8 protein-coding genes and 1 pseudogene are annotated in these 13,226 nt (G+C 67.8%); 5 read left to right on the top strand and 4 right to left on the bottom strand.

All coding sequences use genetic code 11. The features are described 5' to 3' along the window. Nucleotide 1 precedes the first annotated feature (1 nt). Nucleotides 2-1,077, bottom strand: a pseudogene (locus tag POS17_RS10510) (ATP-NAD kinase family protein). 355 nt (nt 1,078-1,432) lie between these two features. Here POS17_RS10510 and POS17_RS10505 point away from each other — a divergent pair. After that, nucleotides 1,433-3,301 carry a sigma-54-dependent Fis family transcriptional regulator gene (locus tag POS17_RS10505; protein ID WP_060838474.1) on the top strand — a complete coding sequence of 623 codons (1,869 nt, stop codon included), beginning with the start codon at nt 1,433-1,435 and terminating at the stop codon, nt 3,299-3,301. A gap of 650 nt (nt 3,302-3,951) precedes the next feature. Here POS17_RS10505 and POS17_RS10500 read toward each other — a convergent pair. Then, nucleotides 3,952-4,965 carry an AraC family transcriptional regulator gene (locus POS17_RS10500; protein ID WP_060838473.1) on the bottom strand — a complete coding sequence of 338 codons (1,014 nt, stop codon included), beginning with the start codon at nt 4,963-4,965 and terminating at the stop codon, nt 3,952-3,954. A 171-nt stretch (nt 4,966-5,136) separates the two neighbouring features. Between POS17_RS10500 and POS17_RS10495 the strand changes: the two genes are divergently transcribed. Next, on the top strand, nt 5,137-5,988 hold the full coding sequence (locus tag POS17_RS10495) for a 3-hydroxybutyryl-CoA dehydrogenase (RefSeq protein ID WP_060838472.1): 852 nt from the start codon (nt 5,137-5,139) through the stop codon (nt 5,986-5,988). Next, complete coding sequence (locus tag POS17_RS10490; RefSeq protein ID WP_060838471.1) at nt 5,981-6,577, top strand: TetR/AcrR family transcriptional regulator; 597 nt, start codon at nt 5,981-5,983, stop codon at nt 6,575-6,577. Before POS17_RS10495 ends, POS17_RS10490 begins: the two co-directional genes overlap by 8 nt. A 3-nt stretch (nt 6,578-6,580) precedes the next feature. On the opposite strand, the gene POS17_RS10485 is transcribed toward POS17_RS10490, so the two are convergent. Then, nucleotides 6,581-7,216: a response regulator transcription factor gene (locus POS17_RS10485; protein ID WP_060838470.1), complete on the bottom strand. Its 636-nt coding sequence runs from the start codon at nt 7,214-7,216 to the stop codon at nt 6,581-6,583. Continuing rightward, nucleotides 7,213-9,114, bottom strand: coding sequence for a PAS domain-containing sensor histidine kinase (locus POS17_RS10480; protein ID WP_060838469.1), 1,902 nt, complete (start codon nt 9,112-9,114; stop codon nt 7,213-7,215). Before POS17_RS10480 ends, POS17_RS10485 begins: the two co-directional genes overlap by 4 nt. A gap of 376 nt (nt 9,115-9,490) precedes the next feature. Here POS17_RS10480 and POS17_RS10475 point away from each other — a divergent pair, with 376 nt between their 5' ends. Both POS17_RS10475 and POS17_RS10470 read left to right on the top strand, forming a co-directional pair. Beyond that, the gene (locus POS17_RS10475) at nt 9,491-11,113 is read left to right on the top strand and encodes an acyl-CoA synthetase (protein WP_060838468.1); all 1,623 of its coding nucleotides are present in this window, start codon (nt 9,491-9,493) and stop codon (nt 11,111-11,113) included. Between the two features lie 243 nt (nt 11,114-11,356). Beyond that, a complete protein-coding gene (locus POS17_RS10470; protein ID WP_060838467.1) occupies nt 11,357-13,129 on the top strand; it encodes an acyl-CoA dehydrogenase C-terminal domain-containing protein in 1,773 nt (590 codons plus the stop codon). Nucleotides 13,130-13,226: the final 97 nt, after the last annotated feature.

Below are 13,226 nucleotides of genomic sequence, written 5' to 3'. Positions count from 1 at the left end.
TTTATTCTCCAGGGTGTCTTCGGACTGAAGGTTCACGGGGTGTTGCCGGTGATGGCGGTCGATGGCCAGCAGGCGCTGGCGCGCCGCGTGGGCCAGGACCGCGTTGACGTCGATGCTCAGCGGGCCGCCGGCATCCAGGGTGACCGTGGGCCGGTCGTGGGGGTTGAATTCGATCTCGCGCTCGCCATCCAGGGCCAGGGTGCCGGCGCTCAGGCACAAGGGCTGGGGCACCTCGGGTTGCAGGTAGCCGGCCTCCAGCACGCCGCAGCCCTGCAGCAGGCCGGGGGCCAGGGGCACCAGCAGCGCTTCGGGGGAGTGCGGGTCCAGGCGCATCCAGGCGCCGTGGGGGTCCTGGCGGGTCACCGGCAGCCACAACCCGCAGAGCGCGGAAATGCCGATGGACTGGGGTTCGGCGAAGGTCACGAAGACCTGGGCCAGGTCGCTGCCACGGCTGATGGCCCGGGCGCCGACAAAGGCCAGGGGCGACACCGCCACGTCCACCAGGGCCACTTCGCACAGGCCTCGGGCCGGCTCGCGCACCAGCAGGCGCTTGTTGCGCCGCAGGGCGATGTCGGCCGGCACCCGGCCGCTGGCGTAGAGCCCCCCGGCCAGCCCGGCGCTGGTGGCTTCGCGCAGTTCCGGAAAGGCGTTGTTGGTGCCGGTGGACAGGGTCAGCAGCGGGATGTCGCCAACCTCGGCGGCCACCGCCTTGTGGGTGCCGTCGCCGCCAAGCACGGCGATCAGCGCCACCCCGCGCTCGGCCATCCAGCGCGCGGCCTGGCGGGTGTCCTCGACGCTCTGGCGCAGGGTCAGGTCGAGGAACTCCAGGGCCGGCCAGTGCTGCTCCCGGGCCTGGCGGCTGCGGCTGTTCTTCTGCACCGCGGCGGCGATGCCGGTCATGTCGGTGGGCATCAGCACCTGCTCGATGCCGGTGGCGCCAAAGGCCGCCAGCAGACGCTGGATTACCGAGACCTTGTCGGTGCTGGAGAACAGCCCGGCGTTGGCGGTGAGGCGGCGCACATCACGGCCCGAAGCCGGGTTGGCGATGATGCCAACGGTCAGGGGGCGGCGGTTCATGGGCTCACCGCGGGCGGAGCACAGGCAGGAGAAAACATTGGGCACCTCGTTCTTATTCTTCGATGGGCCAGTCGACGCGGGTTGCCGGGGACTGGTTGCCAAGGGCCAGAGCAAGGCCGGTGCCAGTTGTCGGAAAATCTCTGCAAAACGCCGTTCCAGAGCGGCTGACAGGCTTGCTGCGACGCGTTGAAGCCAGCCACCCGTGAGACGTCGCATGTCAGGCTGCACGGGGCCTGGGCGAGACCTTGAGACGTTGCGTCTCACTGCCGTCCCGGCGGCGTTCGGTGCTTGTCCAGGGCGGCGGATCGGCGCTTAATGCGCCGACAACGATAAGAAGCTGCAACCGGAGGCCTTCATGCTTTCCGCACATTCCAAAGCCCATGTGGACTGCGTCAGCCGGGTCCTGAAGAACGCCGCGCACCTGCCCCAGGCGCCGGTGCCGAGCCTGATCCTCGACTCCTGGCGGCGCTCCATGGAGCAGCACCAGTTGGACCCCGGTTCGCTGCAGGGGCCGCGCATCCTCTCGGAAAACGTGCTCAAGGAATGCCGCGAGCGCTCCGAGCTGTTCCTGCGCATCGCCAGCGAAGAAGTGGCGCGCCTGCATGGCCGGGTGCGCGACGCCGACTACTGCGTGCTGCTCACCGACGCCCAGGGCCAGACCATCGACTACCGGGTGGAATCCACCCTGCGCAACGACTGCCGCAAGGCCGGGCTGTACCTGGGCACCTGCTGGTCGGAGGGTGAAGAAGGCACCTGCGGCGTGGCCGCGGTGCTCACCGCGCGCACGCCGATCACCGTGCACAAGCGCGATCATTTTCGTGCCGCCTTCATCGGCCTGACCTGCTCCGCCGCCCCGGTGTTCGATCCCCAGGGCGAGCTGCTGGGGGTGCTGGACGTGTCGGCGGTGCGCTCCCCGGATGACCGCCGTTCCCAGCACCTGATCCGGCAGATGGTGGTGCAGAGCGCCCGGGAGATCGAACAGGCGTTCTTCATGAACAGCGCCCAGGGCTACTGGGTGCTGCGGGCCCATGCCAGCCCGGGTTATGTCGACAGCCAGCCGGACTACCTGCTGGCCTGGGACGACGACGGCTGCCTGCGGGCCCTGAACCCGGCAGCGCGCCACTACCTGCTGCGCCGCTATGGCCAGTTGCCGCAGCACATCGCCCAGGTGTTCGACCCGCAACTGTTGCAACGCGCCCGGGACGAGGTCCTGTGCCCGCTGTCCGCCGAGCTGCATGGCCGCTTGCAGGCGCCGCGCCGTCCCCAGAGTCGCCCGCGCCTGAGCCTGGCCGGCGAGTCGCTGGACCCGCGGGTGGAACAGAGCCTGCGCCTGGCGGTGCGGGTCAAGGACCGGCATTTGCCGGTGCTGATCCAGGGCGAGACCGGTTCCGGCAAGGAAGTCTTCGCCCGCCAATTGCACCAGGCCAGCCAGCGCCGGGACCGGCCCTTTGTCGCGGTGAACTGCGCGGCGATTCCCGAGAACCTGATCGAGAGCGAGCTGTTTGGCTATGTCGCCGGAGCCTTTACCGGTGCGTCGAGCAAGGGCATGCAGGGGCTGCTGCAACAGGCCGATGGCGGCACCCTGTTCCTCGATGAGATTGGCGACATGCCCCTGGCCTTGCAGACGCGCCTGCTGCGGGTGCTGGCCGAGGGTGAAGTGGCACCGCTGGGGGCCGCGCAACGCAAGGCGGTGGATATCCAGGTGATCTGCGCCACCCACCGCGACCTGGAAGCCCTGGTGGCCGAGGGCAGCTTTCGCGAAGACCTGTATTTCCGCCTCGGTGGCGCGCGCTTTCAGCTGCCGCCGCTGCGCGAACGCAGCGACCGGCTGGCACTGATCACCCAGATAGTCGAAGAGGAGTCCAAGCGCTGCGGCGCGCCGGTGCAACTGGGCAATGCGGCGTTGGAATGCCTGCTGGGCTACCGCTGGCCGGGCAACGTGCGGCAACTGCGCCACGTGCTGCGCTACGCCTGCGCCGTGTGCGAAGGGCCGCTGATCCAACTGCATGACTTGCCCGAACAACTGCGCGGCACATCAGCCGAAGGCGCCCTGCCCGCCCAGGAAAGCGCCACCAGCCCCGAACGCCAGGCCCTGCTGGATGCCCTGGTGCGCCACCGCTGGAAACCCGTGGCGGCGGCCAAGGCCCTGGGCATCTCCCGCGCCACCCTGTACCGCCGCGTGCAGCAGCACGGCATCCAGATGCCCGGCCGCAGCCCGGTCTAACCCCAATGAAAACCTGTAGCCGCTGCTGAGCCTGCGAAGCTGCGCAAAGGCCCGCAGGGCCTTGCCTGGCGACCTCCCGCCGAATCTTCAGCGCCTTGGAAGTCCCCCGCGTCTCCTGCGGAGCCGTGCGCAGCCTGCGGCAGCGGCTACAAGAACCGCCCCTGCGATCCCTGCGCTCTGTGTAGCCGCTGCTGAGCCTTGGCGAAGCTGCGCAAAGGCCCGCAGGGCCTTGCCTGGCGATCTCCCGCCAAATCTTCAGCGCCTTCAAAATCCCCGCGTCTCCTGCGGAGCCGTGCGCAGCCTGCGGCAGCGGCTACAGGAACCGCCCCTGCGCCCCCCCTGCGGTCTGTGTAGCCGCTGCTGAGCCTTGGCGAAGCTGCGCAAAGGCCCGCAGGGCCTTGCTTGGCGATCTCCCGGCGAATCTTCAGCGCCTTCAAATTCCCCGCGTCTCCTGCGGAGCCGTTCGCAGCCTGCGGCAGCGGCTACAGGACGCGTCCCTGCGATCCCTGCGGTCTGTGTAGCCGCTGCTGAGCCTTGGCGAAGCTGCGCAAAGGCCCGCAGGACCTTGCCTGGCGATCTCCAGTCGAATCTTCAGCGTCTGAGAAGTCCCCCGCGTCTCCTGCGGAGCCGTGCGCAGCCTGCGGCAGCGGCTAAAGGGTGGGGTTGAGGCGGGCGCGGTAGCGTCCGGGGCTTTCGCCGGTCCATTTCTTGAACGCGCGGTGGAAGGCGCTGGGCTCCTGGAAGCCGGTCAGTTCGGCAATCTCGCTGATGCTGACGTGGGTGCGGCGCAGCAGTTCGACGGCGACGCCGCGACGCACTTCGTCCTTGATCTCCTGATAGGAGCCGCCCTCGCGCTCCAGGCGCCGGCGCAGGGTGCTGGCGCTCATCTGCACTTCGCGGGCGAAGGCTTCCAGGGTCGGCCACTGGCTGTAGTGGCTGCCCCGCAGGCGTTGGTGCACCTGGCGGGTCAGGCCGTGCTGGTTGCGAAAACGGATCACCAGCCATTGCGGGGCGCTGCGCAGGAAGACCTTGAGCGAGGCCAGGTCCTGGACCACCGGCAGGCGCAGGAAGCGGCTGGCGAATTCGATCTCGGTGCGCCCGGCGTTCCAGCTCAGGTTGCTGCCCCACAGCAGCGCATCGTCGCTGAGGCTCAGGCGGGAATGGCGAAAGTCGGCGCGGTCGATGGGGATCCGCCGCCCGCCCAGCCAGCACAGCAGGCTGATGATCAGCACCAGCAGGGTTTCTTCGGCGTAGTGGCCGCGCAGCGGGTCGGCGCAGTGGCTTTCAACGCTGATCACCGCGCGCTTGCCGCGCACGCTGAGGTGGGCGCCGACGTCCCGTAAAAACAGGCCAAAGTTGTTCAGGCACTGGCGCAGGGCCTTCTCCAGGTTGGGTTCCTGGATCAGTCCGCGGCAGATCAGGGCAAAGGCCCCCGGCGGCATGCCACGGGAGTCGAGCTGGAAGAATTCGTCCTGCAATTCGCGGATCTGGATCAGCCACAGGGCGGCAAAGGCGCTGCCGGGCACCCGCGCCCGAGGCTGGTCGAGCAGCGCCGGGTCGATGCCGGCCTCCCTCAGTACCGCCGCCAGCCGCTGCGGCTGCTCACGCAGGGCGTGGGTCATCACCCGGACAAAGTAGACCGCGACCGAATCCGTTTCACGCATGTAGAGGCTGTGCTCCCGTAGCAGGACCTATGGCAAAAAACGCCAGCACCCTTGACCGCTTTCGGCATAGGCCGGCCACCGTGTGCGGCTCTAGACTCGCGCTGGATAACGCGCTGGGCAAGGCAACCGCGCCATGCTCCGCGAAGGCCATGAACAAAGGAAGAGCTGAAGATGAATCTTGCGAATATCGGGGTGATCGGCGCCGGCACCATGGGCAACGGCATTGCCCAGGTCTGCGCCCAGGCGGGCTTCGACGTGACCCTGCTGGACATCGCCCAGGGCGCCCTGGAAAAGGCCCTGGCCACCATCGGCAAGAACCTCGACCGGCAGGTGAGCAAGGGCACCCTGAGCGAAGGCGACAAGCTCGCCGCCTTGGGTCGGATCCGCATCAGCACCGACTACAGTGCGCTCAAGGACGCGCAGCTGGTGATCGAAGCCGCCACCGAGAACCTCGACCTCAAGCTCAAGGTGTTGCAGCAAATCGCCGCCCAGGTCAGCGCCGAGTGCGTGATCGCCTCCAACACCTCGTCGCTGTCGATCACCCAACTGGCCGCCAGCGTCAGCGCGCCGGAGCGTTTCATCGGCCTGCATTTTTTCAACCCGGTGCCGGTGATGGGCCTGATCGAGGTGATCCGCGGCCTGCAGACCAGCGACGCGACCCACGCGTTGGCCATGAATATGGCCGAGCGCCTGGGCAAGACCGCGATCACCGCCGGCAACCGCCCGGGTTTTGTGGTCAACCGCATCCTGGTGCCGATGATCAACGAGGCGATCCTGGTGTTCCAGGAAGGCCTGGCCAGCGCCGAGGACATCGACGCCGGCATGCGCCTGGGCTGCAACCAGCCGATCGGCCCGCTGGCCCTGGCCGACCTGATCGGCCTGGACACCCTGCTGGCGATCCTCGAAGCCTTCTACGACGGCTTCAACGACAGCAAGTACCGCCCCGCGCCGCTGCTCAAGGAAATGGTTGCCGCCGGTTACCTGGGGCGCAAGACCGGTCGGGGTTTCCATCACTATGGCTGAGCGCTGCTCACGCTTTGCCGAAAGCCGCGACAAGGCCCTGGAGCTGTTCGCCAGCAAGGGCTTCGGCCAGGTCGGCATGCGTGAGCTGGCGAGCCATCTGGGGCTGACCCCGGGCTCGCTGTACCACCATTACCCGAGCAAGCAGCACCTGCTGCTGGACCTGATCGAAGAGTTCTTCGATGAGCTGCACAGCACCCTCAAGCGCCTGCAACGGCGCAAGTTGCAGGGCGACTGCCTGCCGGCGCTGATTCGCGCCCACCTGAAGCTGCACCGGGAATTGCCGCGGCATTTTCGCCTGGTGGAACGTGACAGCGGCTGCCTCAATCCCGACCAGCAGGTGCGGGTCGGGCAATTGCGCGAGCGTTATGAGCAACAGCTGCTGCAACTGCTGGGCACCCCGCCCAGCCTTGGCCCGCAAGCCCAGCGCGCCGCCGCCCATGCCCTGGCCAACCTGCTCAACAGCGCCCCCAGCTGGTTCAGCGAGCAACCGCTGGCCGAGCGTGAACGTGAGGCGCTGCTGGAAAACCTGCTCAGCGGCGCCATCGAGCGCCTGCTGGGTGGCGCGCCGCTGCACAGCGCGGTGGCCTGAGCCTCAGCGCAGTTGCAGCGGGTCCACCAGGCCGGCGGCAATCGCCATGCCCACCAGTTGCGGCAGGTGCTCGGCCTGCATGCGCTTCATCACCCGTGAGCGATACAGGTCGATGGTCTTGATGCTGACCCCCAGCTGTTCGGCGATCTCGCGGTTGCTGTAGCCCTGCACCAGGGGCAGCAGCACGTCCTTCTCCCGCGGCGTCAGGCTCTCCAGCAGCGCCTGCACCCGGGCCTGCCCGGCGCTCTGGCTCTGATGACGGTCGGCGCGGCTCAGGGCCTGCTGCACGCTGTCCAGCAGCAGCTGTTCGTTGTAGGGCTTCTCGATGAAATCCACCGCGCCGGCCTTGAAGGCACGGACCACGATGGGCACGTCGGCGTGGCCGCTGACAAAGATCAGCGGCAGGTGGATATCGCGCTGGCGCAGCTCTTCCTGGACATTCAGGCCGCCCATGCCGGGCATGCGCACATCCAGCAGCACGCAGGCATTGAGGCTGGGGTCGCAGTGTTCGAGAAACTCCCGGCCGCTGGTGAAGGGCACGGCCTTGAGCCCCACCGACTCCAGGAGCCAGACCGTGGAGTCGAGCATGCCCGGGTCGTCGTCGACCACGTACACCAGCTGCTGCGCCTCACTTGTCATTGCCTTGCTCCTGTCGTTGCGGGGGAAGTTGCCTGGGAAGTTGCCGGGGGGTCGGCCGGGGCGCTGGCCGGCAGCCGGCAGCACATGCGCAGGCCCACCGCCTGGGGGTGGGCCTGCAAGTCGCCGCCAAAGCCCTCGACGATGCTGCGGCTCATGGACAGCCCGAGCCCCAGGCCGTTGGCCTTGCTGGTGTAGAACGGGGTGAACAGCTGCGGCAGTTGCTCGGCACAGACCCCGGGGCCCTGGTCGCTGACGCTGATCTGCACCCCGCCTTCGCTCCTCGCCTCGGCCGCCAGGACAATGTGCGAGCCCTGCTGCCCATGCACTTCGCGATTGGCTTCGATGGCGTTGCGCAGCAGGTTCAGCAGCACCTGCTCCAGCAGCACCCGATCGGCGTACACCGGCGGCAGATTATCCGCCAGGTGCAAGTCGATCGTCACCTGGCTGGCCTGGGCTTCCCAGGCACACAGGCGCACGGTTTCCCGGGCCACCTCGGCGAGGTCCAGGGCCTGCACCCGGCGCCCGCCCTTGCGCAGGAAGGCCCGCAGGCGCTTGATCACTTCGGCGGCGTGGGTCGCCTGTTCGGCGATTCGCTCCAGGCCCTGGGCGACCTTGTGCGCGGCTTCGGGCTGGGTGTCCAGGGCTTGCAGGTAACGTTGGCTGGCATTGGCGTAATTGACCACTGCGGCCAGGGGCTGGTTGATCTCATGGGCGATGCCCGAGGCCAGTTCGCCCAGGGTCACCAGCCGCGCGCTGTGGGCCAGTTCGTCCTGGTGATGGCGCTGCTGGGCCTCGCGCAGTTCGCGCTCGCTCTGGTCGTGGGCCACCAGGGAATAGAAGCGCTCGCCACTGGCCGCGCGGTGGGCCAGGAGCATCAGCGACACCGGCACCGAGGCGCCGCCGGCCGGCGGTTGCAGGCGCGCCTCGATGCTCCAGCGGCCGCTGCGCTCGGCGCGCTCCCAGCCCTCGCGCTGCAGGCTGTCCAGCACGTGCGCGCTGAGTATCGAGGCCAGGCCGGGCATCGCCTGATCGGCCGCCAGCCCCAGGGTGCGCCGCGCCGCCGGGTTGAGGTAGGTCACCGCGCCGCCGGGCTGGATGAACAGCACCGGGTCGGGGTTGGCCTCTACCACTTCGGCCAGGCGCCGTTTGTTCTCCTCGGCCTGGACCCGGGCGGTGATGTCCCGGGACACCGCCACCACTTCCACCACGGTGCCGGTGTAGGTGTCGCGGATGCCCCGGCAGGCGGTTTCGAACCACAGGTAATGACCGTCGCGATGGCGGATGCGGTAGGTCATGGTGTGGTAGCCGTCCTGCTCCAGGGCGTCGCGGGTGCGCTGCATCAGCCCGGCCAGGCCCTGGCTGTGGAACAGGCTGCGGGCCAGCAGGCCGCGCAGTTGTTCGGGCCAGTAGCCCAACAGGGTCCAGGACGCCGGCGAGGCATCGAGGAAGCGGCCGTCCGGGGTGTGCCGGGAAATCAGGTCGGTGGTGTTCTCGGTGATCAGCCGGTACAGGCGCCGGGCCCGGGCCGAGTCGCGCTCGGCCTGGACCTGGGCGGTGGCCTCCTGACAGCGCGCCAGCACCCGCTGGTGCAGGGGGTCGGGAATGAAGCTCCAGAGCAGGATGCGTTCGCCCCACTGGGCCTCCACCTGTTCGATGGCACGCTGCTGCTCCAGGCAGGCGCGCACCAGGGCCGCATGGTTGATCGGCAGCAGGGCCGCGAGATCGCCAGTGGCCGCATCGTCCAGCCACTGGCGCAGTGCCGGGTTGAGGTCCAGCGGCTGCGCCCGGGCGTCCAGCAGCAGGCTCGGCTGCGGGTCGTGGCCCAGCCAGGGCGAGTCCGGCAACTGGCCTTGGCGCTGTAGCTGCAACCAGCGGCTCAGGTGGGTGGAGGTGGGCATGGTCGATCAACCTGTGGGTGGCAACAGCGATTTTCTCAATATAGTAAAACTACTATACAACTCAGGTAGTACTTCCATATCAATCGACAAACAGTATATAAAAGACCCCGGATAAGTCACCGAGCTTTCGCTGGGTGTGCTGTGTACCTGTAAGGAACGCCTGATAAGGATCGCCTGGCCCGTAGGAGCTGGCTTGCCAGCGAAGGGGCCCGTGAGAGCGCTTTCGCCGGCAAGCCAGCTCCTACGGGCCAGGGTGTTCTTGAGATCGCCTTCGCCGGCGAGCCGGCTCCTGCAGTGGGTGTCCCTCAGGTACACAGCACGCGCCACCCAAGCCTCGGCCAATAGAGCTAATAATCAGCCACCGGGTACCCGAACCATGTCCATCTACGAGCAAGGCCTCGCGCCGTCTGCCGTCAACCATATCGCCCTCTCCCCCTTGAGCTTCATCGAACGCACCGCTGCGGTTTACCCCGAGTATCCGGCGGTGATCCACGGTTCGATCCGCCGCACCTGGGCCCAGACCTACAGCCGCTGCCGGCGCCTGGCTTCGGCCCTGGCCGGGCGCGGCATCGGCAAGAACGACACCGTGGCGGTGATGCTGCCGAACATCCCGGCGATGCTCGAAGCGCATTTTGGCGTGCCGATGATCGGCGCCGTGCTCAATGCCCTCAACGTGCGCCTGGACGCCGAGGCCATCGCCTTCATGCTGGCCCACGGCGAGGCCAAGGTGCTGATCGCCGACCGCGAGTTCCACGGGGTGATCCACGCGGCCGTGGCCATGCTCGATCACCCGCCGCTGGTGATCGATGTCGACGATCCGGAATACGGCGAAGGCCAGGCGGTCAGCGACCTGGACTACGAGGCTTTTCTCGCCGAGGGCGACCCGGAGTACCCCTGGCAGTGGCCGGAAGACGAATGGCAGGCCATTGCCCTGAACTACACCTCGGGCACCACCGGCAACCCCAAGGGCGTGGTCTATCACCACCGCGGCGCCTACCTCAATTCCCTGGGCAACCAGATGATCTGGGCCATGGGCAACCACCCGGTGTACCTCTGGACCCTGCCGATGTTCCACTGCAACGGCTGGTGCTACCCGTGGATCGTCACCGCCCTGGGCGGGGTGCATGTGTTCCTGCGCCGGGTCGATCCGCAGAAGATCCTCAACCTGATCCGCGAGCACCAGATCACCCACCTGTGCGGCGCGCCCATCGTGCTCAATGCCCTGGTGAACATGCCGGAATCGGCCAAGGCGGCCATCGACCACCCGGTCAACGCCATGGTCGCCGGGGCCGCGCCACCGGCCAAGGTGATCGGCGCCGTGGAGGAGATGGGCATCAAGGTCACCCACGTCTACGGCCTGACCGAGGTCTATGGCCCAGTGACCCTGTGTGCCTGGCACGCCGCCTGGGACGAGCTGCCGCTGGAGCAGCGGGCGCAGATCAAGTCACGCCAGGGCGTGCGCTACCCGACCCTGGAAGGGCTGATGGTGGCTGATCCGAAAACCCTCGAACCCACGCCCCGGGACGGCCAGACCATCGGCGAGATCTTCATGCGCGGCAACACCGTGATGAAGGGCTACCTGAAGAACCCCAGCGCCACCGCCGAAGCCTTCGAGGGCGGCTGGTTCCATACCGGCGACCTGGGGGTGACCCACCCGGACGGCTATATCGAAATCCGCGACCGGCTCAAGGACATCATCATTTCCGGCGGCGAGAACATCTCCACCATTGAGCTGGAAGGTGTGCTCTATCGCCACCCGGCGGTGCTGGAAGCGGCGGTGGTGGCCCGGCCCGACGAAAAATGGGGCGAAACCCCCTGCGCCTTCATCACCCTCAAGGCCGATCACCAGGACGTGGGCGAAGCCGAGATCATCGCTTTCTGCCGCGAACACCTGGCGGGCTTCAAGGTGCCGCGTACCGTGGTCTTCAGCACCTTGCCCAAGACCTCCACCGGCAAGATCCAGAAGTTCGTCCTGCGCGACCTGGCGAAAAACCTCTAGCCTGAATACACCGACCCAGCCCCCGTAGGAGCTGGCTTGCCAGCGAAGGCGCTCTCACCGGCCCATCCCTCGTAGGCGCTGCCCGGGCGGCGCTCCGCTTGCCAGCGAAGGCGTCGGCCAGGGCGATGCATGGCTTGCGGGCCTCTTCGCCGGCAAGCCGGCTCCTACAAGGGGGCGGGCTTGGCGTTTTCGATTCATGCGGCCACGGCCGCTCAACCTCCCCTTTTGCCCGAGGTTCCTGCAATGCCCGAATTCAATGCTCCGCTGCGCGATATGCGCTTTGTCCTGCATGAAGTGTTCAACGCACCCAAGCTCTGGGCGCGCCTGCCGGCCCTGGCCGACACCGTGGACGCCGACACCGCCGACGCGATTCTCGAAGAAGCGGCCAAGGTCACCGGCAATCTGATCGCCCCGCTCAACCGCAGCGGCGACGAGGAAGGCGCCAGCTGGCACGCCGGGCAGGTGCGCACCCCGGCCGGCTTCAAGGAGGCCTACCGCACCTACATCGAGGGCGGCTGGGTCGGCCTGAGCGGCAACCCGGCCTACGGCGGCATGGGCATGCCGAAGATGCTCGCGGTGCAGTTCGAAGAGATGCTGTACGCCGCCAATTCCAGTTTCGCCCTGTATTCGGCCCTGAGTTCCGGGGCCTGCCTGGCCATCGACGCCCACGCCAGCGAGGAGCTCAAGCAGCGCTACCTGCCACCGATGTACGAAGGCCGCTGGGCCGGTTCCATGTGCCTGACCGAGGCCCACGCCGGCACCGACCTGGGGATCATCCGCACCCGCGCCGAACCCCAGGCCGACGGCAGCTACCGGATCAGCGGCAGCAAGATCTTCATCACCGGCGGCGAGCAGGACCTGACCGAGAACATCATCCACCTGGTGCTGGCCAAGCTGCCGGACGCCCCGGCCGGGCCCAAGGGCATCTCGCTGTTCCTGGTACCGAAGATCCATGTCGACGCCCACGGCCACCTCGGCGCGGCCAACGCGGTGAGCTGCGGCTCCATCGAACACAAGATGGGCATCAAGGCCTCGGCCACCTGCGTGCTGAACTTCGACGGCGCCAGCGGCTGGCTGATCGGCGAGGCCAACAAGGGCCTGGCGGCGATGTTCACCATGATGAACTACGAGCGCCTGTCCATCGGCATCCAGGGCATCGGCTGCGCCGAGAACTCCTACCAGAACGCCCGCACCTACGCCCGCGAACGCATCCAGAGCCGCTCCCCGGCCGGCCCGGTGGCCAAGGACAAGATCGCCGACCCGATCATTGTCCACCCCGATGTGCGGCGCATGCTGCTGACCATGAAGGCCATGACCGAAGGCGGCCGGGCCTTCGCCAGCTACGTCGGCCAGCAGCTGGACCTGGCCAAGTTCGCCGACCAGCCCCATGAGCGGCACAACGCCGAAGCCCTGGTGGCGCTGCTGACCCCGGTGGCCAAGGCGTTCTTCACCGACACCGGGCTGGACAGCTGCGTGCTCGGCCAGCAGATCTTCGGCGGCCACGGCTACATTCGCGAATGGGGCCAGGAGCAACTGGTGCGCGATGTGCGCATCGCGCAGATCTACGAAGGCACCAACGGCATCCAGGCCCTGGACCTGTTGGGGCGCAAGGTGGTGGGCAACGGCGGCGTGGCCCTGCGCCTGTTCACCGGCGAGATCCGCGACTATGCCTACCTGCCCGGCGCCGCCTACGCCGCCGAGCTGCTGGACGCGGTGCAGCGCCTGGAAGACCTCAGCGACTGGTTGCGCGAGCAGGCGGCGCAGAACCCCAACGCGGTGGGCAGCGCCTGCGTCGAGTACCTGCAGCTGTTCGGCTACGTGGCCTACGCCTACCTGTGGGCGCGCATGGCCCAGGTGGCCGAGCACCAGCGCTCCGAGGACGACGGCTTCTATGGCGCCAAGCTGGCCACCGCGCGGTTCTATTTCAGCCGCCTGCTGCCGCGCATCCTCAGCCTGGAGCAGAGCATTCGCGCCGGCAGTTCCTCCTTGTTCGGCCTGGACGCCGAGCACTTCTGAGCATCCGGGCAGGGCGCCTGCCGCCCTGCCCCGACTCCAGCGCCAAGCTCAGGCAACAGCACACCCCACGGATGCAAAACCTCAAGCGGCCCGGCAT

Source organism: Pseudomonas sp. Os17, from assembly GCF_001547895.1.
In the GTDB taxonomy this organism is placed as follows: Bacteria; Pseudomonadota; Gammaproteobacteria; order Pseudomonadales; family Pseudomonadaceae; genus Aquipseudomonas.
The sequence above is the reverse complement of the archived record's forward strand: the minus strand, read 5'-3'. Positions and strand labels throughout refer to the sequence as shown.